The following is a 24,981-nucleotide window of genomic DNA, read 5'->3' as shown; positions in this document are numbered from 1 at the left end:
CTACAGGGAATCTCGGTCGCCAGTGGCGGGCTTCGATACGCTATCATTCGGGCATTTTCGAGGGGGAACACACGGATGCTCAACGGCCTTTGGCTCGGCTTTTTCCTGGTGGCGGCCGTCTCCGCCCTGGCCCAGTGGCTGGTCGGTGGCAACGCCGGCATCTTCGCCGCGATGGTCGAGAGCATCTTCGCCATGGCCAAGCTGTCGGTAGAGGTCATGGTCCTGCTGTTCGGCACCCTGACCCTGTGGCTGGGCTTCCTGAAGATCGCCGAAAAGGCCGGCATCGTCGAATGGCTGGCCAAGGTGCTGGGGCCGCTGTTCGCCCGCCTGATGCCGGAAGTGCCACCCGGCCACCCGGCCCTGGGCCTGATCACCATGAACTTCGCCGCCAACGGCCTGGGCCTGGACAACGCCGCCACGCCGATCGGCCTGAAGGCCATGCGAGCGCTGCAGGAGCTCAACCCGAGCAGCACCACGGCCAGTAATGCGCAGATCCTGTTCCTGGTGCTCAATGCCTCGTCGCTGACCCTGCTGCCGGTGACCATCTTCATGTACCGCGCCCAGCAAGGCGCCACCGACCCTACCCTGGTGTTCCTGCCGATCCTGCTGGCGACCAGTGCCTCGACCCTGGTCGGGCTGCTGTCGGTGGCCGTGATGCAGCGCCTGCGCCTCTGGGACCCGGTGGTGCTCGCCTACCTGATCCCCGGTGCACTGCTGTTGGGTGGCTTCATGGCCTTCCTGGGTACCCTGTCGGCCGCTGCGCTGGCCAGCCTGTCGTCGATCCTCGGCAACCTGACGTTGTTCGGGGTGATCATCCTGTTCCTGGTGATCGGCGCGTTGAAGCGGGTACAGGTGTATGAAACCTTCGTCGAGGGTGCCAAGGAAGGTTTCGATGTGGCCAAGAGCCTGCTGCCCTACCTGGTGGCGATGCTGGTCGCGGTGGGCGTGTTGCGGGCTTCAGGCGCACTCGAACTGGCCCTGGACGGCATCCGCCACGCGGTCAACTGGATGGGCCTGGATACCCGCTTCGTCGAGGGCCTGCCCACCGCACTGGTCAAGCCGTTCTCCGGCAGCGCGGCGCGGGCCATGCTGATCGAAACTATGCAGACCCACGGCGTCGACAGCTTCCCGGCCTTGGTGGCAGCGACCATTCAGGGCAGCACCGAAACCACCTTCTACGTGGTGGCGGTGTATTTCGGCGCGGTCGGCATCCAGCGTGTGCGCCACGCTGTCGGCTGCGCGTTGCTGGCCGAGCTGTCGGGTGTCATCGCGGCCATCTGCGTCTGCTATTGGTTCTTTGCCTGAGTCTGAGCCCGAGTCTGAGCAAGTGCGCTTTGCGCCACGGTCCAGTTCACCACCTGCGCGGCCAGCTGATCGCTGGCCGCGCCGAAACCGGCGACCACGGCTGACACCTGGGTGTCTGCCAGTGGCTGGCGCACTTCGAAGCGCTTGCTGGTGAGGATGCGCTGGCTGCGGCCTTGCACCAGGCGTGCGTCGTAGCGGATCACCACTTCCACCTTGCCGCCTGGCTGATACTCGCTCTGGAACGCCTGCAGCTCGCCGCTCAGCTCGTAATCGGCCTGCAGGTTGCTGTCGTCAGCGCTCAACCGCTGCACCCGCCCATCGCGCTGAAAGCCATCGAGCAGCCGGTTGCGCACCAGCAGCGGGGCCGGGTCGCTCCAGCGGGCGCCCTTGTAGCTGCTGATCACATCCCCTTGGGGTATGACGGCGATGCGTGGCCCGGCCAGCACTTCGCTGGCCAGCGGCTTGTTCAGGCGCAGTGACCAGTCCACCGGCTGGCTGCCGTGGCTGGTCTGGTTGACCGGCAGGCGGTAGATATCCACAGGCTCGCTCTGCGGCAGGATCGAGCAGGCGCTGGCCAGGCTCAAGGTGGCCGCCAAGGCCAGCAGGCGCAGCGATGGGGTCATGGCTGGAACTCCTTGTTGTTGTCGCGGCCAAGCAGATAGCCGCTCGGGTCGGCTTCCAGGCGCCGTGATATGCCCTTGAGCGAATTGAGAGTTTCGCGCAGCTCGCGGATGGCCGGGGTCAGCTGGTTGAGCCCTTGGGCGCCGTCATCGATGGACTGGCGGTTGTCCTGCAGCAGGCTGTTGAGGGTCGCGGCGCTTTCGGCCAACGACTGCATGGCCTGCTCTGCGCTGCCGATGGCCTGTTTGCCCTGCGCGCCAAGCAGGCCGTTGGCGTTGCGCATCAGCGCCTGGGTTTCGGCCAGTGTGGCGTTGGCCTGCTTGCCGACCTGGGCCAGCTGGGAGATCGCCTCGCTGATGCCGCCGTTCTGGTTGGCGAAGGCACCGGTAGTCTTGTCGAGGTTGGCCAGGGTATTGCTCAGGTGCTCGATGTTGCTGTCCGAGAACATCTGCGTGGCGTTGTGCAGCAGCAGGTTGATGTTGGTCACCAGGTCACTGCTGTCGTTGAGCAGACGCGAGATCGGTGAAGGCGAGGCGACGATCACCGCCAGCTTGCCGTCCTTGCCCCTGAGCTCCGGACTTTGCGGCGTGCCGCCGCTGAGCTGGATGAACGAGTTGCCGGTGACCCCAGCCAGGGTCAGTTTGGCCTGGGTGTCTTCCTTGACCGGTGTATCGCCGCTCAGGCGTACCCGGGCCAGCACCCGGCGCGGGTCTTTCGGGTCCAGACGCAGGCTGGTGACATCGCCGACCTTGATGCCGTTGTACTGCACCGGGCTGCCCCGCGACAGACCAGAAACTGCTTCGTTGAAGACCACTTCGTAGTCCTTGAAGGCGTCGTCGACGCTGGACTTGGTCAGCCACAGGCCGAACAGCATGGCGCCAGCCACCACCAGCACGGTGACCAGGCCAATCAGGACGTGATGAGCTCGGGTTTCCATCGTTCAGCGCTCCTGCCCGGCGCTGGCGGCGGCGTGTTCGGCCGCGCGCCCGCGAGGGCCATGAAAGTATTCGTGTATCCAGGGGTCATTGGTCTGTTCGACCTCGGCCAATGGGCCGGCGACCAGGACTTTCTTCTGCGACAACACGGCGATGCGGTCGGTGATGGTGTAGAGGGTGTCGAGGTCGTGGGTGATCAGGAACACGCTCAGGCCCAGGGCATCGCGCAGGGTCAGTATCAGCTGGTCGAAGGCAGCGGCGCCGATCGGGTCGAGGCCGGCGGTGGGTTCGTCGAGGAACAGGATGTCCGGGTCCAGCGCCAGGGCGCGAGCCAGGGCTGCACGCTTGATCATGCCGCCAGAGAGCGACGAGGGGTATTTGTCGGCGGCGGAAATCGGCAGGCCGGCCAGGGCGAGTTTGACCCCCGCCAGGTGCTCGGCATCGACGCGCGACAGGCCGGCATGCTCGATCAATGGCAGCGCGACGTTTTCGGTGATGGTCAGTGACGAAAACAGCGCGCCTTTCTGAAACAGCACGCCAAAGCGGCGTTCGATCAGCGAACGCTGTTCTTCGCGCAATCCGGCCAGGTCTTCGCCGAACACCTTGATCTGCCCCTCCTCGGGCCGCCGCAGGCCAATGATGCTGCGCAGCAACACCGATTTGCCGCTACCCGATCCGCCCACCACTGCGAGGATTTCGCCGCGGTACAGGTCCAGGTCAAGGTCTTGGTGCACCACCTGACTGCCAAAGCGGTTGCAGATGCCCCGCGCTTCGATCACCGCTTCCCGGCCACTCACCAGCCCATCTCCATGCAGAACAGTGCCGCCACCGCATCCAGCACGATGACCACGAAAATCGATTGCACCACGCTGGAGGTGGTGTGGGCGCCGACCGATTCAGCACTGCCGCTGACCTTGAAGCCTTCGAGGCAGCCGATGGCGGCGATGAGGAAGGCAAAGATCGGCGCCTTGGCCAGGCCGACCAAAAAGTGCTGTACGCCGATGTCGGTTTGCAGCAGCGAGAGGAACATTGCCGGCGAGATGCCCAGTGACAGGGCGCAGACCACCGCACCGCCGACGATGCCGCAGATCATCGCGACGAAGGTCAGCAACGGCAACGAGATCAGCAGTGCCAGTACCCGCGGCACCACCAGCAGCTCGATCGGGTTGAGGCCCAGGGTGCGGATGGCGTCGATCTCTTCATTGGCCTTCATCGAGCCGATCTGCGCGGTGAAGGCGCTGGCGGTGCGCCCGGCCATGAGAATGGCCGTCAGCAGCACGGCAAATTCACGCAGGAACGAGAATGCCACCAGGTCGACGGTGAAGATCGTTGCACCAAAAGCAGCCAGCACGGTGGCGCCGAGGAAGGCCACCACCGCGCCGACCAGGAAAGTCAGCAAGGCGACGATGGGAGCAGCGTCCAGCCCGGTCTGCTCGATGTGCGCGACCACCGGGGTGACGCGCCAGCGGTGAGGTTGGAGCAGGCGGCGCAGCAGGGTCTCGATGATCAGGCCAATGAAGCCGAGCAGCTGCAGGGTGTCCTGCCACAGTGTGCCGACTGCGCAACCGATACGTTCCAGCAGCACCAGCAGGACGTTGCGCTCGGGCTGCTTGATCGGGATGCAGTAGTCCTGCACCGAGCAGTAGACATTCTCGAGCAGGGCGCGGCTGGCTTCGGGCAGGTCGTTGGTGCAGTGCGCAAGGCGCTCGGAGCCCAGCAGTTCGGCCAGCAGCGAGGCACCGGCGGTATCCAGGCGGCCCAGCTGGCTGAGGTCGGCAGGGGTGTCGGCGCCATATTGCGTGCGCAGGCGCTCGCTGTCGCGCTTGAGGCTGGCGTAGTGGGCCAGGGTCCAGTCACCGGCGATCCGCAGGCAGGCCGGCTGGCAGCTGGTGTCCAGGGTGGCGCTGGGGTTGGTCATGAGCTCCATGCATCCGACTTGGCTAGAGGCTGATCATAGCGCAGCGGGCATGGAGCGGTTTGTTGAATATGTGCTGTCGTGCGCCAGCCTCACGGCGCAGGCGCGTCTTCTACCACCTTGAAGCGCAGCACGCCGATCACCTGGCCATCTTCGGTCAGCACCCGCACCTGCCACTTGCCCACCGGGTTGGGTGGGAAGTTCTGCTTGTGGGTCCAGGCGCGGTAGCCTTCCTTGCGCCCGCCATGGATGTCCAGGGCAATGCGGTCGACTTCCTTGCCGTCTTTCTGCCACACATGGTAGATGCGCTCGTCCAGGCCACGTGGCGCGTTGATCGCGGTATAGGCGTACAGGCCACCACTGCGGATGCGACTGGCGGCAATCTCTTCGAGCGATTTGCCGGGCTGGCGATTGAGCACTTCGGTGCTGACCGCCACGTCCGTCATCCACAGCGTTGCCGGTGGCACCCAGGAGCGCAGCAACCAGCCACTGCCGCCCACTGCCAGGGTAACCAGTACCAGCGCCATGCCGCGGCGCCAGGTCGTGACCGGGAAGCTGCTGAGCAGGCTTGGGAACGACAGCGCCATCGCGGCAATCAATGCCAGCTTGAAGCTCTGAGCGGTGGTCAGGTGCAGGATGATCGGCAGCGCGGTGAGCAGCGCGGCGAACAGCGTCAGGGTGTGCAGCGCGAGGAACAGCCAGCGCCGAGGGGCCAGCCACTTGTAGTACAGCGGGTCGATGATCGAAATCAGCCCGGCGGCGCCAAGCAGGCCGGTGAACACCAGCTGGCCGCTGTTCCAGGTGGTGGTGATGAAGAAGAACGGCAGGACGAAGAACAGGCTTTCCTGGTGGATCATCTGCGTCGCGTAGCGCAGCAGTGGCTGCGGGATCTCGCGCTTGAAGGTGCGCGCGAACAGGCCGGTCAGGGTGTTTTCCAGCATCAGCCAGACCCAGCTGACCAGCATGAGGATGGCGATCCAGCTGGCCAGGCTGGCCTGGCGGTCGACCAGAATGAAGCTGCCGATACCGGAGAGAAAACCACCGAGTGCGATGACGCCGGGGTAGCGTTTGAGCAGCTCGATGACGCGCTGGACGAAATGGGGTATTGGGGGCATGGGTCGGCAACAGGAATTTTAGGTGGCTGTGCCGGCCCTTTCGCGGGCAAGCCCGCTCCTACAGAGGGACGCGATTTCCTGTAGGAGCGGGCTTGCCCGCGAAAGGGCCGGTACTGGCAAAAGAATACCGCCGATTCACTGCTGCCGTGTAGCACCACTCGGTCGTTCGGGCTTGTGCCGCCGCCAACGCAACAGCCCTAACGCCAAAATCAGCCCCAGCAGCAAGGCGATCAGGCCATAAAGCTCGTCGTACCCCAGAAATGGCTTCTCGATACGCAAGTAGCCCTCGTCCTTGAGCAGGTCCTTCAACGCCGCGTTGGCCTCTGCCAGCGTCACCTGGCGCAGCTTGCGCGCCGGGTCGGCAAAGCGGCCATTGGTGTAATCATTCAGCGCCCCCCAGTAATAATCGGCCAGCGCACTGTTGCCCTGGGTGCTCCAGCTTTCCTTGGCCACGGCGGCGTCCTTGATGCGGGCGAAGGTATCCGGGTCGAGGCCCTCCTTGCGCAGGTGGTCGAACAACGCCTGCATCACCTTGACGGCCTTGTCGATGTCTTCGCGTTCGAGGTCGGCATTGAGGCTGAGCATACCGCTGTCGCCAAAACTCTCGCGCTGCGCCGATGGCCCGTACGACAGACCGTTGCGAAGGCGCAGCTGGTCATAGATGGCCCAATCGAGGTAGCGCGACAGCAGGTCGAGGGTCTGCTGGTGTTCACTGTCCAGGACCGGCTCGATGAACAGCCAATGCAGTTTGACGCTGTCGCCCAGCAGGCCACGGGTCAGGTCGCGGCGCTGCTCGGCCTGTTGGCTGATGCTTTCGAGGTTGCGCCGCTCTTCCGGCTCGGTGGCAGGCAGTTCGCCAAAAGTGCGTTCCAGGTAGGCTGGCAACAGCCGATCCAGGCCACCCACCACGATGAGGGTCATGTTGTTGGCGGCGTACCAGCGATCACGCAGGGCCTGGACCTGCTCCAGGGTCATGTCGTCGACGTTGGAGCGCTCGGGGCATTTGAGGCCCAGCTCGGTGGCCAGCTGATCGCTGGCCGGGTGGCCGATGTCCTGGCGGTCGAGCCAGCGCTGCAGGTGGCCATAGTGGCCACCATCCTCGCGTTCGATGATGCGCTTGGCCGTGGCCAGGGCCTTGGCGTCGATGCGGGTGTCGCGCAGGATCGCCAGCAACAGGTCGAGCACCTTGCGCTGGTTGCGTGCTGGCGCCTCGATGACGAAGGTGGTATCGGCGCTGCTGGTGTAGGCGTTCCACTCGCCACCCAGGCTCTGCAGGCGCTCTTCCAGGCCGCCCTCGCCGGTGCCGTCGACCCCGGTGAACAACAGGTGCTCAAGCAGGTGCGGCAGCTCTTTCTGCTCGCAGTCGAAGTCGTCCAGGCCAACCCCGACTACCAGGCGGATCGCCACATGGTCGCGTTCGTAACCGGTTTTCAGGATCACCTGCAGGCCATTGGGCAACAGGTAACCCTCGACCCGCGAGCGATCGAGGGCAAATGAGGGCAGGCTGCAGATCAGCAGGCAAACGAACATCAGGCAACGCATGGGCGAGCGACGGTCTCCAGGTGTGCGGATCAGGGCAGGCGGGCTTCGTCCGGTACGCTGTCTAGCAACAGCCCTCCGGTGTCCGAGCCGCCCAGTACCACATAGGCACTGCTGCAGAACAAAGAGTTCAACCGCTTCATGTCTGCGATCAGTTCCAAGTGTAGCGAACTCGTCTCGATACTTTGCACCACCTTGCGCTGCAGGCGGCTGACGTGCGCATGGGCCAGGCGCCGTTCCTGGGCGCGGAAGCGGCGTTTTTCACGCAGCAGCAGGCGGGCGCTTTCCGGGTCGGCGCTGAGGAATACCGACAGCCCCAGGCGCAGATTGGCCAGCAACTGCTCCTGCAGCCCGGTGAGTTCCTCCAGGCCGACCTGAGAGAACTCCCGGCGCTGGCTGGTTTTCTGCTGCTGCACCTTGCGCAGCATGCGTTCGATGAGATCGCCCGCCAGCTTCAGGTTGATCGCCAGCTCGATGATTTCTGCCCAGCGCCGATTGTCCTGGTCGCTGAGGTCTTCCCGTGGCATCTGGGCCAGGTACAGTTTGATCGCACTGTAAAGTGCTTCGGCATCCTCGCTCAACGCCCGAACTTGCTGCGGCATTGCCGTGTGGGTCCCACGCAGGGCACCAAGCATGGCTTCCAGCAGGCTGTCGACGATATCGCCCAGGCGCAGGGTTTCGCGGGCGGCATTGGCCAGGGCCAGGCTGGGTGTTGTCAGCGCCGAGGCGTCCAGATGGCGTGCGCGTATCTGGCCGTTGGCGTTCTCGCGCTCGGGCAACAGCGCGTTGCACAGGCGGCCCATGAGTTTGACCGTTGGCAGCATGATCAGACAGCGTAGGGTGTTGTAGAGCAGGTGGAAGCCGATCACCAGCTCCTGCGGGCTGAAGCTCAGGCTGTCCATCCACTCCACCAGTGGGTGCAGCACCGGGATGATCAGCAACAGGCCGATCAACTTGTACAGCAGGCTGCCCAGGGCCACGCGACGGCCGGAGGCGTTTTGCATGCTGGTGCTGAGGAACGCCAGCAGGCCGCTGCCGATGTTGGCGCCGACCACCAGGCCGATGGCTACCGGCAGACTGATCACTTCAGCACCGGCCAAGGTGGCGGTGAGCAGCACGGCGGCCAGGCTGGAGTAGGAGATCATGGCGAACAGTGCGCCGACCAGGGCGTCGAGGAGGATGTCGCCGGTCAATGAGGCGAACAGTACTTTCACCCCTTGCGCATGGGTGATCGGCGTCGCTGCCTGCACGATCAGCTCCAGCGCCAGGATGATCAGGCCCAGGCCAATCGCCACGCGGCCCAGCTGGCCAGCGCGCGTCTGTTTGCGCGAGAGGAAGAAGATCACCCCGAGGAACACCAGCAGCGGCGACAGCCACGACAGGTCAAGGGTCAGCACCCGGGCCATCAGCGCTGTACCGACGTCGGCGCCAAGCATGATCGCCAGGGCCGGGGTCATGGCCATCAGCCCCTGGCCGACGAAAGAGGTCACCAACATCGCGGTGGCGTTGCTGCTTTGCACCACGGCGGTAACCACGATGCCGGCGATGAAGGCCAGGGGCCGCTTGTTCATGTTCTGGCTGAGCACGCGGCGCAGGTTGGAACCGAATACCCGCAGGATGCCGGTACGCACGATATGCGTGCCCCACACCAGCAGGGTCACGGCGGAAAGCAGGTTCAGCAGGGTCAACATGGTCGAGCCCCCCTTTTGTTATCGGGCTCCAGTGGCGGAGCCAAAATAGGTGAAGCCGTAAGCCTGGCCCGGGGGTGGGTTTCTTGATCCAGTGCTTACTCAAGCTTTAGTTGTTTTGCGGACCTCGCGCCAGCTTGGCATGGTCGGCAAAGCATTTGAAATGTTTCTGTCTTGAAAGCCTGTACACGAAAAAGGGCCCCGAAGGACCCTTTATGAAGGCGCGTACGGATGGTTATTGACCCGGAATGTCCTTGCGCAGTTTCACCGGGTCGTGCTCCTTGCCTTTCTTGCGCGCCATGGCGGTGCGCATCTTGATGTTGATCGCTTCCACGGCCAGTGAGAACGCCATGGCGAAGTAGACATAGCCCTTCGGCACGTGAACGTCGAAAGACTCGGCGATCAGCACGGTACCGACGACGATCAGGAAGGAAAGCGCGAGCATCTTCAGCGAAGGGTGCTTGTCGATGAAATTGCTGATGGCCCCGGCGCAGAGCATCATCACCAGCACCGCAACGACGATGGCGGCAATCATCACCGGTACGTGCGAAACCATGCCGACAGCAGTGATCACCGAGTCCAGCGAGAACACGATGTCGATGATGGCGATCTGAATGATGGTGTAGAGGAACTTGCCGCCAGCGCCTTTGGGCTCGTCGGGGCTCTCATCCTCGCCTTCCAGGCCGTGGTAGATCTCTTGCGAGCTTTTCCAGAGCAGGAACAGGCCACCGAAGAACAGGATCAGGTCACGCCCGGAAATACCCTGGCCGAACACTACGAACAGGTCGGCAGTGAGGCGCATGACCCAGGTGATCGACAGCAGCAGCATGATGCGGGTGACCATGGCCAGCGCCAGGCCGAAGATCCGGGTGCGTGGCTGCATGTGCTTGGGCATGCGGCTGACCAGGATCGATATCATGATGATGTTGTCGATCCCGAGGACGATTTCAAGCGCCGTGAGGGTGAAAAAGGCAACCCAGATTTCCGGGCTGGTCAGCCATTCCATGTGTATTCCTTCGAACGATAAAGGCGATGCACCCATGAATGGGCGCATCGCGTTGGGTGATGCGTGTTTATTAGAGACTACTGAATAGCGGGAAAATGCCCATCAGCAGTGCGGCGAACATTATGCACAGGCATACCAGCACTGCCCACTTGAGCGTGAAGCGCTGGTGATCGCCAAACTCGATACCGGCCAGCGCCACCAGCAGGTAGGTAGAAGGCACCAGCGGGCTGAGCAGGTGCACCGGTTGCCCGACGATCGAGGCCCGGGCCATTTCCACCGGGCTGATGCCGTAATGGCTGGCCGCTTCCGACAGCACCGGCAGCACACCGTAGTAGAAGGCGTCGTTGGACATGAAGAAGGTGAACGGCATGCTCACGATGGCCGTGATCACTGCCAGGTACGGGCCCAGTGCCTCAGGGATGACCGCCAGCAGGCTCTTGGACATGGCTTCGACCATGCCGGTACCCGACAGGATACCGGTGAAGATGCCGGCGGCGAAGATCAACCCGGTCACGGCCAGTACGCTGCCAGCGTGGGCGGCGATGCGGTCCTTCTGCTGCTGCAGGCACGGGTAGTTGACGATCATGGCGATGCTGAAAGCGATCATGAACAGCACAGGCAGCGGCAGCACGCCGGCAATCAGCGCGACCATCAGGGCGGCGGTCAGGGCACCGTTGAAGTAGATCAGCCTGGGGCGGCGTGCTTCGGGGAACTGCGACACGCTGATTTCGCTGTGGTCGATGTCATCGGTCGGCAGGTGCAGTTCACCCAGGCGGGCACGTTCGCGCTTGCCGTACATATAGGCGATGGCGAGGATCGCCAGCACGCCGAACACCATGGCCGGGATCATCGGTACGAAGATGTCCGACGGGTCGACGTGCAGGGCGCTGGCGGCACGGGCGGTCGGGCCGCCCCATGGGGTCATGTTCATCACCCCGCCGGCGAGGATGATCAGGCCGGCCATGATCCGCGGGCTCATGCCCAGCCGGCTGTACAGCGGCAGCATGGCGGCACAGCAGATCATGTAGGTGGTGGCGCCGTCACCGTCGAGCGAGACCACCAGGGCCAGCACCGCAGTGCCGACCGAGACTTTCAGCGGGTCGCCCTTTACCAGCTTGAGGATCTTGCGCACGGCCGGGTCGAACAGGCCGGAGTCGATCATCAGGGCGAAGTAGAGGATGGCGAACATCAGCATCACCCCGGTGGGTGCGAGCTTGCTGATGCCTTCGAGCATCATCGGGCCGATCTTGGCGGAGAAACCGCCGAACAGGGCGAACAGGATGGGTACAAGGATCAGTGCGATCAAGGCAGACAGGCGCTTGGTCATGATCAGGTACATGAAGGTGATGACCATGGCAAAGCCGAGGAAGGTCAGCATGGCAGTACTCCAGGCGTGGCGCGGCGAAAGAAATGGCTATTCGGGCGGATCAGCGTTTGTGGCGCTGCACGGGGAGCATTTGGAGGGGGACTACATGAAGGCGGGCGCAGAGGGACATCAGAATCACCATTGTTGTTGTTGATGGGCCGGGCGCGGAAAATTCCGGGTGCCCTGGCTGACCGGTCTTGTGCCGGTAGTGGGGGCTATCCTAGGGGGGCAAGCTTTCAGCCAGCTTTCGCCGATGAAACGGCGACGGGAGGTAGGTAATGCAGGATGTAACCGAGGGTGGCTGCCATTGCGGCGCCTTGCGCTATCGGCTGCAGGGTGAACTGACGGATGTCGCCCATTGCCATTGTTCGATCTGCCGGCGGGTCAGCGGCGGGTTGGTGGTGACCTGGGTCACCCTGCCCCGCACGGGCTTTCGCTGGATGGCAGGCAGGCCTCAGTGCTATGTGGCACCGGCCAGTTGCAAGCGGTATTTCTGTGGGGAATGCGGGGCGCATGTGGCCCTGGTGACCGAGCACAGCCCGGGCAGCATCGATGTCACGGTGGCGACGCTGGATCACCCGGAGCGAGTGCCGGCCAGGCGGCATATCTGGATTGGCAGCCGCTTGCCCTGGTTGCATCTGGATCAAGGGTTGCCTGAGGAATCAGAAGAAAAACTGTAGGAGCGGCCTTGTGTCGCGAAAGGGCCGCATTGCGGCCCCAGCAATAGTTGCAGCAACGCTGAAACATGGGGCTGCTCTGCAGCCCTTTCGCGACACAAGGCCGCTCCTACAGGCGATCACCTTGCAGGCGCTACGGCAACTGCAGGCCACCAGCTGCCTTGTGCAAGGCCCGCAAATGCTCGCCAATCTGCTTCACATTGGCCTCGACCGCGGCGATCTCCCTGGCCCGTGACGGCTCCAGCAGCGCCCTCACCTCTTTGTCCAGGTCGCTGCTCAGGCGCAGCAGCTTGGCCTGCCGCTCGCTGCTGACCTGCTCCAGATGCTTGCGCTCCTCCGGCTGCGGCAAGCCGTAACCCTTGGCATCCAGCAACTCGGCCGGGCGGCTGAGGAAGCCGCTGTTGGCAAGCATCTGCTTCAGGGTCGCGTCGGCCTTGTTGACGCTGCCGTCCTTCAGTGCTGCAGCGTTCAGGTAACGCTGCTTCACCTCGTCCTGGGCCAACAACAGCTGCCGGCGCAGGCTGGCCTGCTCGAGCAGCAGCAAGGCCGCGCTGGTGCGCAGGTCGGCCTTGTCGAACCAGGGGCGTCTTTGCTCCGCATCCTGGGCCAGCCAGTCCTCGACCTGGGTCTGCTTGATCGGCAGCTGCCTTCTCAGCACATCGAACATGGCCTGGTAGCGGTCACGGTAGGAGTCGAAGCGGTAGCCCAGACGCAGGGCTTCGCGGGGGTCATCGAGCACGCTGGTATCGGCCAGCCCCCTGCCCTTGAGCACCGCAAGCAAACCATTGGGCATGATGCTGTCGAGGTCGTCGAGTTGCGGGTTGGCAGTGCCGCTGCGCAACAGCTTCAATGACTCCACAGCGCAGTTGTTGGACAGGAACCAGTAGTTGCCGTCATAGCTCCAGTGCATCTCGGCGGCCTGGCGCACCAGGTTTTCGATCTCGTCGCGGTTGAGCTTGAGCGGTACGGAGGCCAGGCTGCGCAGTTCGGTCTTGGTGTATTCATCGATCACCTGGCCCAGCGGCAGCACGAACAGCCGTGAGGGATAAGCGCCGACCAGGCCGTCCCAGCTGGACAGCTGCACATCGTTGACGAAAGCACGGTAAGACAGCACCAGGCTCTGGTCGAGGTCCAGACGGCAGTCCGGCCCACGTGGGCGGCCGGGTTTGCAGATCACCAGGCGCAGCATGCTGTGGCCCCAGCGGCTGACCAGGTTCTGATTGGCTTCCGCCAGCAGGAAGTCGACCTGGTAGACCCGTTCGGGGTCGATCTCGCCCAACGGCTGACGGGCGAAGTCACTGCCGGCATTGATGAACGGTAAGCCCTCGGCGCAACTGTTCTGTTCTGGCGCCCAGCCGAAGTGGTCACGCAGGTACTGATTGAGCGCTGGTCGGCGGCAGGCGTAGCTCGGGTCGAGGAGGAAATACTCCATGTTGACCGCGATGAATTCCTTGGGACTGCTCAGCTCGTAACTGTCAGGGCTGCGCATGAACTGGGCATTGTGCTGCTCACGCTCCCCCCGCCGACCGACGTATTGCGGCCAGCCGGCCAGGTCGAGCAGGCGCGGGTCGTCGCTGAGGGTAAAGCGGCGTTCGGCCTGACCACGGCACTCATGCGGCTGGCCGATCTTGCCCAGCGTGCCTTGCTGGCGCGCGCAACGGGCGATCAGCGAGCGCTCGGCGCTGGGCCACAGGCGGGCGCGGTCGTAGATATGGGTGAGCTCATGCAGGACGGTGGCCAGCAGCTCTTCGCGCACTGTGCCATGGGGGCGGTCGGTTGGTTCAGTAGCAGCGCTGCCGTCTGCCAGGCTCGGCAGCAGGCGCCGGTTGAGCTCCAGGGTGGAAACCAGGGAGGCCTGGCCATAGGCATCGGCCGGCATGTTGTCGCTCCAGCTGACCCGCACGCGTCGGTCCAACTGTTGCTTGAATCGTGGGGGCAGCTTGCCCATGGCCTCGTCGAGCAGAGCCTGGCTGGCCTGGGTCTGCTGCGGGTCGAGGCCCGCCGCCTGCAGTTCGAGCTGCAGGTCGGCCAGGGCGGGCGTGCCCAGCAGCGTCAGAGCGCAGCCGAGCAGCCAGGCACGCACGCGGTTCACAGCGCCAGGATGGCTTCGGCCAGTACTTGGTCACTGGCGTCGCGCGCTTCAGGCAGGCGCTCGCGCAGGGTGCTGAAAGCGGCTTCGAGTTGTGCACCGCGGATGTCGCCATTGCTGGCAACGAAGCTGGCGGCGTCGTCGTGGGCTTCGCGCACCACTTTGGCGTCGCGGATCGACGTGGTGGTATCCGAGGTGAAATCGATCGAACGGCCAAAGGCACGCACGATGATATTGCTGGTGGCCACCAGGGTCTGTGCATGGGCCAGGTCGGCCAGCAGCAGCATGCCGAGGGTAGCGGCAATCAGCGGTTTACGCATGGAGCATCTCCGATCAATACAGGGAGTCAGGGGTGGTCATTGGACGAGAATTGCTTCTGCCAGTTCAAGGTCGCCGACGGCGTGCCTAGCACAGTGGTGGCGCAACGAGTCGAGCGCCGCTTCCAGCCGTGCACCGCGGATCAGGCCATCGGTGGCCACGAATGCCGCTGCATCGTCGCGGGCCTGCCTGACCAGTTTGCGGTCGAAGGGGGCAGTGGTGACCTGGCTGGTGACGTAGCCGGTAATGACCAGGCCTTGCGTGGTGGTGTCCATGGCGTGGGCGCTGGCCATGCCAATAGAGGTGAACAGCAATGGCAACAGATAACGCATGAGCTTTTTTGACGGCTGGGGAAATGAGCGGCGAAGGCTACCCCAAGTGCGAGGGCCGAGGCCGCCGCACCTGCTTGGGCTAGCGTTGATCAGATGGCGAGGATGGCCTGAGCCAGCTGCGCATCGCTGGCTTGCAGCTGCGGCATGGTTGAACGGATGTGCATGAAGGCACTTTCCAGTCGCGCACCACGAATGGCGCCCTGGGTGCCGACAAAGCTGGCAGCGTCATCACGGGCGGCCTGCACGATCTTGTCGTCACGGAACGACGAGGTCAGGTCAGAGGTGGCGTCGGTGGAAGCGGCGAAGGCGCGTACCACGGCATCGGTGGTGACGACGAAGCTGGTGGCATTGGCAGTGCTGGCCAGGCCGAGCAGCAGGGCGGTGCCAATCAGGTATTTACGGGACATGTTCTTCGACTCCTGCATAAGGTTCTGCTTTATCGGACGCTTGCACTGCCTGTCGCGGTACGTTTTACAGCTGGTTCTACCAGACAGTTTAGCGAAGCGTATCACGCGAAGCTGTTTCTTGATGTTAACGAGAGCCATATCTTGAAACTGTGCTGGCCGTTTTCGTAATTTCATAAACTGTATCTATATTAAGCCGAAGGGCTCTGGTACGCACATTCCAGGCAATAAAAAACCCGCTGCAGTCGCCTGCAACGGGTTGGGGAATTCGCGGTGCCGGCCTTGGCCGGCGAACCGGAGCTTAGCGCCAGAATGGCTTGCTCAGCTCTTCGTAACGCTGCGACTCGCTGATACCGGCATCGGCCAGCAGGCGGGCATCCAGGCGAGCCAGTTGACGGCGGCTGGCCATGCGACGCTGCCACAGGAGCAGGGTGGAGATAGCACGCAGTGGCATGGAGGCGCTGGACTGCTGGGCATTGCTTTCAAAAACCAGACCGGAACTGAGGGTACGTTCCATGATGTTTCATCCTTCCGCTTATGGCGGGATTAGGTAGTGATTTAACTGATGCCAATGATCCTCCCCTGATGTCCATAACAGTAGATACAGTTCAATAGTATTGCGATGGGCCAGTTAACTGTTTAACCCGACTGTTGCACTCGAATTACGCGTAACTGTACTGGTGCGCACTGTGATGGTGCGTTTTTGCCTGAGAGGGGATTATGAAAGGCGCAGAGCGTTAGGATAACCAGTACAGAAGTACAGTTTCGTTAATAGAGCGGAGGGAAGGCGTTCGGGCGGGAGGGTTCAACTGTTCTGGCCCTGTCGTCAGCAGTGCCGACGACAAGGCCCGAACGGGTGAGGTGCAGTGATCAGCTGGCGATCATGCGCCCGGTTTCTTCGAGGTTCTCGTGCCAGCTCAATGCTTCACGCAGGATGTGCGGCGTGTGGCCGCCACGCTGGCAGGCGCGATCGAAGTAATCGTTCAGCGCTGCGCGGTAGTCCGGGTGCACGCAGTTGTCGATGATCGCCCGAGCGCGCTCACGCGGTGCCAGGCCGCGCAGGTCGGCCAGGCCCTGCTCGGTGACCAGGATGTCGACATCGTGTTCGGTATGGTCAACGTGGCTGACCATCGGCACCCCGCTGGAAATTGCACCGCCCTTGGCGATCGACTTGGTGACGAAAACCGCCAGGTGGGCGTTGCGGGCGAAGTCGCCGGAACCGCCGATGCCGTTCATCATCCGGGTGCCACAGACGTGGGTCGAGTTGACGTTGCCGTAGATGTCGAACTCCAGCGCCGTGTTGATGCCGATGATGCCCAGGCGACGGACGACCTCAGGGTGGTTGGAGATCTCCTGCGGGCGAAGGACCAATTTCTCCTTGTAGCGCTCCAGGTTGCCGAACACGTCGGCATTGCGACGGGTGGACAGGGTGATCGAACTGCCCGAAGCAAAGCTCAGCTTGCCGGCGTCGATCAGGTCGAAGGTCGAGTCCTGCAGGACTTCGGAGTACATGGTCAGGTCTTCGAACGGCGACTCGATCAGGCCGCACATCACCGCGTTGGCAATGCTGCCGATACCGGCCTGCAGCGGGCCGAGCTTGTTGGTCATGCGCCCTGCTTCCACTTCTTTCTTGAGGAAGTTGATCAGGTGGTCGGCGATGCCCTGGGTTTCTTCATCCGGTGGCAGTACGGTGGAGGGCGAATCCGGTTGGTCGCTGATGACGATGCCGACGATCTTGGCCGGGTCGATCGGGATCGCGCTGCTACCAATGCGGTCGTCGACCTTGACCAGCGGGATTGGCGTGCGGGTCGGGCGATAGGTCGGGATATAGATGTCGTGCAGGCCTTCGAGGTTGGCGTTGTGCGACAGATTGATCTCGACGATCACTTGCTTGGCAAAGATCGCGAAGCTGGCCGAGTTGCCCACCGAGGTGGTCGGCACGATGTGGCCCTGCTCGGTGATGGCCACGGCTTCGATGACCGCGATGTCCGGCAGCTTGAGCTGCTGGTTGCGCAGCTGCTCGACGGTTTCCGACAGGTGCTGGTCGATGAACATCACCTGCCCATCGTTGATGGCCTTGCGCAGGGTGCTGTCGACCTGGAACGGCATGCGGCGGGCCAGCACGCCGGCTTCGGTCAGCTGCTTGTCGAGGTCGTTGCCCAGGCTGGCGCCGGTCATCAGGCTGATTTTCAGTGGCGACTGCTTGGCGCGTTCAGCCAGGGCATGCGGCACAGCCTTGGCTTCGCCGGCGCGGGTGAAACCGCTCATGCCGACGGTCATGCCGTCCTCGATCAGGCCAGCGGCATCAGCCGCACTCATTACCTTGCTGTGCAGGGAGGACAAGCGGATACGATCACGGTACATGGATTGTTATCTCGGGCTACTGAAACTACTGCAGCGCAGTCTAGAGATTTCGCCCATTGCCGTCCCACGACCATGGTCGTATGAGAAGCCAAGTAATAGAGCCATTGATCCGGGTCAACAAAAGAAAAGCCCCGGCAGATACTGACCGGGGCTTCCTTTATATCGGCTGGTTTGCAGCGATGGTTGTCATTCCACCGCTTTCACCATGTCTTCGATGACTTTCTTCGCGTCACCAAACACCATCATGGTCTTGTCCAGATAGAACAGTTCGTTGTCCAGTCCGGCATAGCCGCTGGCCATCGAGCGCTTATTGACGATGATGGTCTTGGCCTTGAACGCCTCGAGGATCGGCATGCCGGCGATTGGCGACTTGGGATCGTTCTTCGCCGCCGGGTTGACCACGTCGTTGGCGCCCAGCACCAGCACCACGTCGGCCTGGCCGAACTCGGCATTGATGTCCTCCATCTCGAACACCTGGTCGTACGGCACTTCAGCTTCGGCCAGCAGCACGTTCATGTGCCCGGGCATGCGCCCCGCCACCGGGTGGATCGCGTACTTCACGGTCACCCCGTTATGGGTCAGCTTCTCGGTGAGTTCCTTCAAAGCGTGCTGAGCACGGGCCACCGCCAGGCCGTAGCCCGGGACGATGATCACGCTGTCGGCGTTGCTCAGCAGGAAGGTGGCGTCGTCGGCCGAACCGGACTTCACCGGGCGCTGCTCTTTCGAGCCTTGCGCGGCGCCGGCATCGGCATCACCACCGAAGCCGCCGAGGATGACGTTGAAGAACGAACGGTTCATCGCCTTGCACATGATGTACGAGAGGATGGCACCGGACGAGCCGACCAGGGAACCGGCGATGATCAGCATCGAGTTGTTCAGCGAGAAGCCGATACCGGCCGCTGCCCAGCCCGAATAGCTGTTGAGCATCGACACCACCACCGGCATGTCGGCGCCACCGATCGGAATAATGATCAGTACCCCCATGACGAAGGCCAAAACCAGCATCAGGGTGAAGGCACTGTAGTGGCCGGTGAAGGTGAACAGCAGGCCCAGGGCGATGGTGGTCAGGCCGAGGATCAGGTTCAGCTTGTGCTGGCCGGCAAACTGTACGGGTGCTCCCTGGAACAGGCGGAACTTGTACTTGCCCGACAGCTTGCCGAAAGCGATCACCGAACCGGAGAAGGTGATGGCGCCGATGGCTGCACCCAGGAACAGCTCCAGGCGGTTGCCGGTGGGGATTGGGTCGCTGATGGCTGCAACGATGCCCATCGACTGAGGCTCGAGCACGGCGGCGATGGCAATGAATACCGCAGCCAGGCCGATCATGCTGTGCATGAAGGCGACCAGCTCCGGCATCTTGGTCATCTCGACGCGCTTGGCCATGATCGAGCCGGCGGTGCCGCCGACCAGCAGGCCGACGATGACATAGCCGATGCCAGCGGTCGCCAGTTCAGCCCCCAGCTTATAGATGAGGCCAACCGTGGTGAGGATCGCGAGCCCCATGCCGATCATGCCGAACAGGTTGCCGCGCCGCGAGGTGGTCGGGTGCGACAGGCCCTTGAGCGCCTGGATGAAGCACACCGAAGCGACGAGGTAGAGGAGCGTTACCAGATTCATGCTCATGCTTACTTCTGCGCCTCGTTCTTGGTTTTCTTCTTGAACATCTCAAGCATGCGGCGGGTGACCAGGAAGCCACCGAATACGTTGACCGCGGCCAGGGCCACCGCCAGGGTACCCATCAGCTTGCCGGCCGGGGTCACGGTCAAGGCCGCTGCCAGCATGGCACCGACGATGACGATCGCGGAAATGGCGTTGGTAACCGCCATCAGGGGGGTGTGCAGGGCCGGGGTGACGTTCCAGACCACGTGGTAGCCCACGTAGATGGCCAGCACGAAGATGATCAGGTTGTAGATGCCATGGGAAATCAGCATGTCTTCCATTGTCGTGCTCCTTAGCCGTTCTTGCGCACGACCTGGCCGTCGCGGCACATCAGGCACGCGGCGACGATGTCGTCTTCGAGGTTGATGACCAGTGCGCCGTCCTTGTCGAACAGCAGCTTCATGAAGTCCAGCAAGTTGCGCGCATACAGCGCCGAGGCATCAGCGCCCACCTGGGCCGGCAGGTTGGTTGGGCCGACGATGATCACGCCGTTTTCCTGCACCACCTGGTCGGCAACGGTCAGCGGGCAGTTGCCACCCTGGGCTGCCGCCAGGTCGATGACCACCGAGCCGGGCTTCATCTGCGCCACGGTTTCGGCGCTGAGCAGGGTCGGTGCCTTACGGCCAGGGATCAACGCGGTGGTGATGACGATATCCGCCTGCCTGGCGCGTTCGTGCACCGCCTGAGCCTGGCGTTGCATCCAGCTGGCCGGCATTGGCCGGGCATAGCCGCCGACGCCTTCTGCGCACTCACGTTCCTCATCGGTCTCGTACGGCACGTCGATGAACTTGGCGCCCAGCGACTCGATCTGCTCCTTCACCGCCGGGCGTACGTCGGACGCCTCGATTACCGCTCCCAGGCGCTTGGCCGTGGCAATGGCCTGCAGGCCGGCGACGCCCGCTCCCAGGATCAGCACCCGCGCGGCCTTAACGGTACCGGCGGCAGTCATCAGCATGGGCATGAAGCGTGGGTAATGGTGGGCGGCCAGCAATACGGCCTTGTAACCGGCAATGTTGGCCTGCGACGACAGCACATCCAGGCTTTGTGCCCTTGAGGTGCGGGGCGCGGCTTCCAGGGCGAAAGCGGTGATCCCGCGTTCGGCCATCTTGCCGATCAGTTCGCTGTTGAAGGGGTTGAGCATGCCCACCAGGAGGCTGCCACTGTTGATCAGGGCCAGCTCCTGGTCGTCGGGAGCGACCACTTTGAGTACCAATTGGGCGCCGTAGGCATCGGCTGCGCTTCCCAGGGAAGCACCCACGGCCTCATAGGCACTGTCCGGAATGCTGGCATTGAGCCCTGCCCCCCGTTGGACGGTGACCTGATGGCCCTGGCCAATCAGTTTCTTGATGGTTTCCGGGGTCGCAGCGACCCTTGTCTCACCGGTCTGCGTCTCGAGAGGAACACCAATGTGCACGACTATTTCTCCTGCGGTGACCTTTTGTCTTTGTAAGAGCCAGCGCACTGCGGATGGTGCACTGGGGCGGCTGTTGAGCGCCGAACCCGCCAAATCCAGGGGCGGGCGAAGCATTTTGCAGACGAACCCAGAGGCCTTCAACCGGTTCTGGAGCGAAACGAAGTTAAAACTACAAGTCACCCTGTGACCGTATGTCGCAAGGAATAGGCTACAGCCCGTCAACCATGGGCTATTGGCAGATTAGGGGAAGATTTGAAATTTTTTGCGATGATTTCGCGGATGGGCTCATGAATGTCGTAAAACCCTCTGAAAGCCGCGTGTTTAGCGGCTTCGACTGGGTTTTTCGATTCACCTGAACAGTTTTCTTCGATGCGACAAAAACGTATATCTGTAGGTGTTTAAAATAATTGACTACAAAGGTAGGTCAGGCGCTTTCGTCTTTGTGCGAGGCGGTGTAGAGCTGCGCCTGGCTCACCAGCCAGTCACGGAAGGCTCGTAGCGATGCAGACTCCACCTTGCGGTCGGGAATCATCAGATAGTAGGCCTTGTTGCTGGACAGCGCGTACCTGTTAGCGACCACCAGCCTGCCCTCCTCCAGTTCGCGCTGGATCAGGAACGGTGGGATCAGCGCGACGCCCATCTCGTGCATGGCCGCCTGGGCCAGCATCGAGAATAGTTCATAGCGCGGGCCTGTCATGTCGCCTGCGATGTTCAAGCCCAGGCCGTCGAACCACTGGCGCCAGGCATAAGGCCGGGTGGTCTGCTGCAGCAGCGGCAGGCCGGCAATGCGTTGAGCGTCGAGCATGCCCTGCCCGTCCAGCAAGGCCGGGCTGCACACCGGCATGGGGTTCTCGCCCATCAGGCGATGGCACTGAGTGCCGGACCAATCGGCATCGCCGAAGTAGATGGCGGCATCGAACGGGGTGTCGGCGAACAGGAATGGGCGAGTACGGTTGGTCAGATTGACCGTGACCTCGGGGTGGCGTTGCTGGAAGTCCTTGAGCCGTGGCAGCAGCCATTGAGTACCGAAGGTGGGCACCACCGCCAGCTCGATCACATTGGCGCCCTGCTGGCGCATCACTGACAAGGTGTCGCGCTCCACCGCATCCAGTTGCGCGGCAATCTGTCGGCTATAAGAGAGCCCGGCCTCGGTCAGTTTCACGCCACGGCGAGAGCGCCTGAACAGTTCGACGTTGAGAAATGCTTCCAGCCCACCGATCTGGCGACAGACGGCGCCTTGGGTCAGGGCCAGCTCCTGGGCGGCCTTGGTAAAGCTCTCGTGGCGTGCGGCCGCTTCGAAGCAGACCAGTGCGGTGGTGCTGGGGATCTTGCGGCGCATGTACGTCAACCTCACTCATGGGGCTGTAAATATGGCGGCTTCAAGTATTTCGAAGTGACAAAATATCACTGATGAGTGCGCAATCCTCGTTTGTCGTGATGCCGGATCAGGCCTAGGATCAATGGCACAAGAAACAGCCCCCTATTTCGAGGATTTCGCTCATGGCCGGTAAAGCAAGCTTCAACTGGATCGACCCGCTGCTGCTGGATCAGCAGCTCACTGAAGAAGAGCGCATGGTGCGTGACAGCGCTTATCAGTTCGCCCAGGACAAGCTAGCCCCGCGCGTTCTGGAAGCCTTCCGTCACGAACAGACCGACCCGGCGATCTTCCGCGAGATGGGTGAAGTCGGCCTGCTGGGGGCGACCATTCCCGAGCAATATGGTGGCAGCGGCCTGAACTATGTGTGCTACGGCCTGATTGCCCGCGAGGTGGAGCGCATCGACTCGGGCTACCGTTCGATGATGAGCGTGCAGTCTTCGCTGGTCATGGTGCCAATCAATGAGTTCGGCACCGAGGCGCAGAAACAGAAGTACCTGCCCAAGCTGGCCTCTGGTGAGTGGATCGGCTGCTTCGGCCTGACCGAGCCTAACCACGGCTCCGACCCGGGCTCGATGATCACCCGTGCCAAAAAGGTCGATGGCGGCTACCGCCTGAGTGGCAGCAAGATGTGGATCACCAATAGCCCGATCGCCGATGTGTTCGTGGTCTGGGCCAAGGATGATGCCGGCGATATCCGCGGCTTTGTCCTGGAAAAAGGCTGGCAAGGCCTCAGCGCCCCGGCCATTCACGGCAAGGTTGGCTTGCGTGCGTCGATCACCGGTGAAATCGTGATGGACAACGTGTTCGTCCCGGAAGAGAACATCTTCCCGGATGTGCGTGGCCTCAAGGGTCCGTTCACCTGCCTGAACTCGGCGCGTTATGGCATTTCCTGGGGCGCGCTGGGTGCGGCCGAAGCCTGCTGGCACACCGCTCGCCAGTACACCCTGGACCGTCAGCAGTTCGGTCGCCCGCTGGCCGCCAACCAGCTGATACAGAAGAAACTGGCCGACATGCAGACCGAAATCACCCTGGCCCTGCAAGGCTGCCTGCGCCTGGGGCGAATGAAGGACGAAGGTACGGCGGCGGTGGAAATCACCTCGATCATGAAACGCAACTCCTGCGGCAAGGCCCTGGACATTGCTCGCATGGCGCGCGACATGCTTGGCGGTAACGGTATCTCCGACGAGTTCGGTGTGGCGCGCCACCTGGTCAACCTCGAGGTGGTCAACACCTATGAAGGTACCCATGACGTGCATGCGCTGATCCTCGGTCGTGCACAGACCGGTATCCAGGCCTTCTACTGATAAGGAGCCTGTCCATGGGCGCGCTATCTCATCTGCGGGTGCTGGACCTCTCCCGAGTGCTGGCAGGGCCTTGGTCTGGCCAGATCCTGGCGGACCTTGGTGCTGACGTGATCAAGGTCGAGCGCCCCGGCAGTGGCGACGACACACGCGCCTGGGGGCCGCCCTTCCTCAAGGACGCCGATGGCGAGAACACCAGCGAGGCAGCCTATTACCTGGCGGCCAACCGCAACAAGCGCTCGGTGACTATCGACTTCACGCAGCCGGAAGGCCAGCGCCTCGTGCGCGAGCTGGCGGCCAAGTCCGATATTGTCATCGAAAACTTCAAGGTGGGTGGGCTGGCAGCTTATGGGCTGGACTATCCGAGCCTGAAGGCGATAAACCCCAAGCTGATCTATTGCTCGATCACTGGTTTCGGCCAGACCGGGCCGTACGCCAAGCGCGCCGGGTATGACTTCATGATCCAGGGTTTGGGAGGGCTGATGAGCCTGACTGGCCGCCCGGATGGTGAAGAGGGTGCCGGGCCGGTGAAGGTCGGGGTTGCACTGACCGATATTCTCACCGGGCTGTACTCGACGGTGGCGATCCTGGCTGCCCTCGCCTACCGCGATCAGCACGGCGTTGGCCAGCACATCGATATGGCTCTGCTCGATGTGCAGGTGGCTTGCCTGGCCAACCAGGCGATGAATTACCTGACCACAGGCAACCCGCCCCGGCGGCTGGGTAATGCTCATCCTAATATTGTCCCTTACCAGGACTTCCCCACGGCGGATGGCGATTTCATCCTTACCGTGGGTAACGATGGCCAGTTCCGCAAGTTCGCCGAGGTGGCCGGGCAGCCGCAATGGGCAGATGACCCGCGTTTCGCTACTAATAAGCAGCGGGTAGCAAACCGCGCCGAGCTGATTCCACTGATTCGCCAGGCGACGGTATTCAAGACCACTGCTCAATGGGTGAGCCAGCTGGAGGCTGCCGGGGTGCCATGTGGGCCGATCAACGACCTGGCGCAGATGTTCCAGGATCCACAGGTACTGGCTCGGGGGCTGGCGGTAACCATGCACCACGCGCTGGCTGGGAGTGTGCCGCAGGTGGCCAGCCCGATACGGCTGTCCGAAACGCCTGTGGAGTATCGGCGTGCACCGCCGCTGCTGGGCGAGCATACCGAGGCAGTGCTGGGTGATGTGCTGGGGTTGGATGCCGATGCTGTGGGGCGGTTGCGGAGCGTTGGTGTTCTTTGATGCTCTGTAGAGCAGTTCAAAAGCGGGGAGGCCGTCAGGCCTCCCCGCTTTGCTTTTCAGCGATATTGAAGGTTCTTGAAAATAAGGGTTGACGCGCTTTCGAATCCCCTTATAATGCGCCCCACTTCCGACGTAGTCGAAACGAAAAACTCCTTGAGTTTCAATGAGTTGGCCGATTCAGGTAGTATCGGAAGTGCTTCGATCGAATGATCGGTAGCGGTTGAGATGAAGGTTGACAGCGGTTTTAAACGCTGTATTATTCGCCTCCCGCTACGAGAGATCGCAGCGAGTCAAGTGTTTGAAGCTAAACGAGTTTC

23 protein-coding genes are annotated in these 24,981 nt (G+C 62.6%); 4 read left to right on the top strand and 19 right to left on the bottom strand.

Annotated features, from left to right (window positions below; genetic code table 11):
• Nucleotides 1-75 precede the first annotated feature (75 nt).
• The gene (locus ACIPW4_RS00115) at nt 76-1,305 is read left to right on the top strand and encodes a nucleoside recognition domain-containing protein (RefSeq protein ID WP_110639527.1); all 1,230 of its coding nucleotides are present in this window, start codon (nt 76-78) and stop codon (nt 1,303-1,305) included.
• Here ACIPW4_RS00115 and ACIPW4_RS00110 read toward each other — a convergent pair.
• The 9 genes from ACIPW4_RS00110 to ACIPW4_RS00070 all read right to left on the bottom strand — a co-directional run bounded on the left by ACIPW4_RS00110 (nt 1,287) and on the right by ACIPW4_RS00070 (nt 11,502).
• On the bottom strand, nt 1,287-1,928 hold the full coding sequence (locus ACIPW4_RS00110; RefSeq protein ID WP_400653817.1) for an ABC-type transport auxiliary lipoprotein family protein: 642 nt from the start codon (nt 1,926-1,928) through the stop codon (nt 1,287-1,289). The two genes, ACIPW4_RS00115 and ACIPW4_RS00110, sit on opposite strands and share 19 nt — an antisense overlap.
• Complete coding sequence (locus ACIPW4_RS00105; protein WP_400653815.1) at nt 1,925-2,863, bottom strand: MlaD family protein; 939 nt, start codon at nt 2,861-2,863, stop codon at nt 1,925-1,927. The genes ACIPW4_RS00110 and ACIPW4_RS00105 overlap by 4 nt, the downstream gene beginning before the upstream one ends.
• Nucleotides 2,864-2,866: 3 nt before the next feature.
• Nucleotides 2,867-3,658: an ABC transporter ATP-binding protein gene (locus ACIPW4_RS00100; RefSeq protein ID WP_400653813.1), complete on the bottom strand. Its 792-nt coding sequence runs from the start codon at nt 3,656-3,658 to the stop codon at nt 2,867-2,869.
• Nucleotides 3,655-4,788 carry an ABC transporter permease gene (locus ACIPW4_RS00095; RefSeq protein WP_400653811.1) on the bottom strand — a complete coding sequence of 378 codons (1,134 nt, stop codon included), beginning with the start codon at nt 4,786-4,788 and terminating at the stop codon, nt 3,655-3,657. Before ACIPW4_RS00095 ends, ACIPW4_RS00100 begins: the two co-directional genes overlap by 4 nt.
• An 80-nt stretch (nt 4,789-4,868) precedes the next feature.
• Nucleotides 4,869-5,891 (bottom strand): DUF5924 family protein, encoded by a 1,023-nt coding sequence (locus ACIPW4_RS00090; RefSeq protein ID WP_400653809.1) that lies wholly within the window; start codon nt 5,889-5,891, stop codon nt 4,869-4,871.
• Nucleotides 5,892-6,026: 135 nt separating this feature from the next.
• On the bottom strand, nt 6,027-7,433 hold the full coding sequence (locus ACIPW4_RS00085) for a M16 family metallopeptidase (RefSeq protein ID WP_400653808.1): 1,407 nt from the start codon (nt 7,431-7,433) through the stop codon (nt 6,027-6,029).
• Nucleotides 7,434-7,462: 29 nt separating this feature from the next.
• A complete protein-coding gene (locus ACIPW4_RS00080; RefSeq protein ID WP_400653806.1) occupies nt 7,463-9,121 on the bottom strand; it encodes a Na/Pi cotransporter family protein in 1,659 nt (552 codons plus the stop codon).
• 232 nt (nt 9,122-9,353) lie between these two features.
• Complete coding sequence (locus ACIPW4_RS00075; protein WP_400653804.1) at nt 9,354-10,124, bottom strand: TerC family protein; 771 nt, start codon at nt 10,122-10,124, stop codon at nt 9,354-9,356.
• 70 nt (nt 10,125-10,194) lie between these two features.
• Nucleotides 10,195-11,502: a CitMHS family transporter gene (locus ACIPW4_RS00070; RefSeq protein ID WP_400653802.1), complete on the bottom strand. Its 1,308-nt coding sequence runs from the start codon at nt 11,500-11,502 to the stop codon at nt 10,195-10,197.
• Nucleotides 11,503-11,768: 266 nt separating this feature from the next.
• On the opposite strand from ACIPW4_RS00070, the gene ACIPW4_RS00065 reads away from it, so the two are divergent.
• Nucleotides 11,769-12,170 (top strand): GFA family protein, encoded by a 402-nt coding sequence (locus ACIPW4_RS00065; protein ID WP_400653800.1) that lies wholly within the window; start codon nt 11,769-11,771, stop codon nt 12,168-12,170.
• 130 nt (nt 12,171-12,300) lie between these two features.
• Here ACIPW4_RS00065 and ACIPW4_RS00060 read toward each other — a convergent pair whose 3' ends face one another.
• The 10 genes from ACIPW4_RS00060 to ACIPW4_RS00015 all read right to left on the bottom strand — a co-directional run bounded on the left by ACIPW4_RS00060 (nt 12,301) and on the right by ACIPW4_RS00015 (nt 22,086).
• Nucleotides 12,301-14,259 (bottom strand): DUF4105 domain-containing protein, encoded by a 1,959-nt coding sequence (locus tag ACIPW4_RS00060; protein WP_400653798.1) that lies wholly within the window; start codon nt 14,257-14,259, stop codon nt 12,301-12,303.
• Nucleotides 14,256-14,576, bottom strand: coding sequence for a DUF2388 domain-containing protein (locus ACIPW4_RS00055; RefSeq protein WP_400653796.1), 321 nt, complete (start codon nt 14,574-14,576; stop codon nt 14,256-14,258). The genes ACIPW4_RS00060 and ACIPW4_RS00055 overlap by 4 nt, the downstream gene beginning before the upstream one ends.
• 36 nt (nt 14,577-14,612) lie before the next feature.
• A complete protein-coding gene (locus ACIPW4_RS00050) occupies nt 14,613-14,906 on the bottom strand; it encodes a DUF2388 domain-containing protein (RefSeq protein WP_400653794.1) in 294 nt (97 codons plus the stop codon).
• Between the two features lie 89 nt (nt 14,907-14,995).
• Complete coding sequence (locus ACIPW4_RS00045; protein WP_400653793.1) at nt 14,996-15,313, bottom strand: DUF2388 domain-containing protein; 318 nt, start codon at nt 15,311-15,313, stop codon at nt 14,996-14,998.
• A gap of 298 nt (nt 15,314-15,611) precedes the next feature.
• A complete protein-coding gene (locus ACIPW4_RS00040) occupies nt 15,612-15,764 on the bottom strand; it encodes a DUF1127 domain-containing protein (protein ID WP_371260231.1) in 153 nt (50 codons plus the stop codon).
• A 416-nt stretch (nt 15,765-16,180) separates the two neighbouring features.
• The gene (locus tag ACIPW4_RS00035; protein WP_400653791.1) at nt 16,181-17,674 is read right to left on the bottom strand and encodes an acetyl-CoA hydrolase/transferase family protein; all 1,494 of its coding nucleotides are present in this window, start codon (nt 17,672-17,674) and stop codon (nt 16,181-16,183) included.
• A 186-nt stretch (nt 17,675-17,860) separates the two neighbouring features.
• Nucleotides 17,861-19,297 (bottom strand): NAD(P)(+) transhydrogenase (Re/Si-specific) subunit beta, encoded by a 1,437-nt coding sequence (locus ACIPW4_RS00030; protein ID WP_400653789.1) that lies wholly within the window; start codon nt 19,295-19,297, stop codon nt 17,861-17,863.
• 2 nt (nt 19,298-19,299) lie between these two features.
• The gene (locus tag ACIPW4_RS00025; protein WP_003256966.1) at nt 19,300-19,614 is read right to left on the bottom strand and encodes an NAD(P) transhydrogenase subunit alpha; all 315 of its coding nucleotides are present in this window, start codon (nt 19,612-19,614) and stop codon (nt 19,300-19,302) included.
• An 11-nt stretch (nt 19,615-19,625) separates the two neighbouring features.
• Nucleotides 19,626-20,747, bottom strand: a complete 1,122-nt coding sequence (locus tag ACIPW4_RS00020) for a Re/Si-specific NAD(P)(+) transhydrogenase subunit alpha (protein WP_400653788.1) — start codon at nt 20,745-20,747, stop codon at nt 19,626-19,628.
• Between the two features lie 424 nt (nt 20,748-21,171).
• Nucleotides 21,172-22,086 (bottom strand): LysR family transcriptional regulator, encoded by a 915-nt coding sequence (locus ACIPW4_RS00015; protein ID WP_400653787.1) that lies wholly within the window; start codon nt 22,084-22,086, stop codon nt 21,172-21,174.
• A gap of 161 nt (nt 22,087-22,247) precedes the next feature.
• Between ACIPW4_RS00015 and ACIPW4_RS00010 the strand changes: the two genes are divergently transcribed.
• Together ACIPW4_RS00010 and ACIPW4_RS00005 are read left to right on the top strand one after the other, a co-directional pair.
• Nucleotides 22,248-23,429 carry an acyl-CoA dehydrogenase gene (locus ACIPW4_RS00010; RefSeq protein WP_400653785.1) on the top strand — a complete coding sequence of 394 codons (1,182 nt, stop codon included), beginning with the start codon at nt 22,248-22,250 and terminating at the stop codon, nt 23,427-23,429.
• Between the two features lie 14 nt (nt 23,430-23,443).
• Nucleotides 23,444-24,664, top strand: a complete 1,221-nt coding sequence (locus ACIPW4_RS00005; RefSeq protein ID WP_400653784.1) for a CaiB/BaiF CoA transferase family protein — start codon at nt 23,444-23,446, stop codon at nt 24,662-24,664.
• The last annotated feature ends 317 nt before the right edge of the window (nt 24,665-24,981 follow it).

The sequence above is a fragment of the Pseudomonas sp. NPDC089996 genome, assembly GCF_044748405.1.
GTDB lineage: Bacteria > Pseudomonadota > Gammaproteobacteria > Pseudomonadales > Pseudomonadaceae > Aquipseudomonas.
Note: the sequence above shows the minus strand (reverse complement) of the source record. Positions and strands in the feature narration are given on the sequence as shown.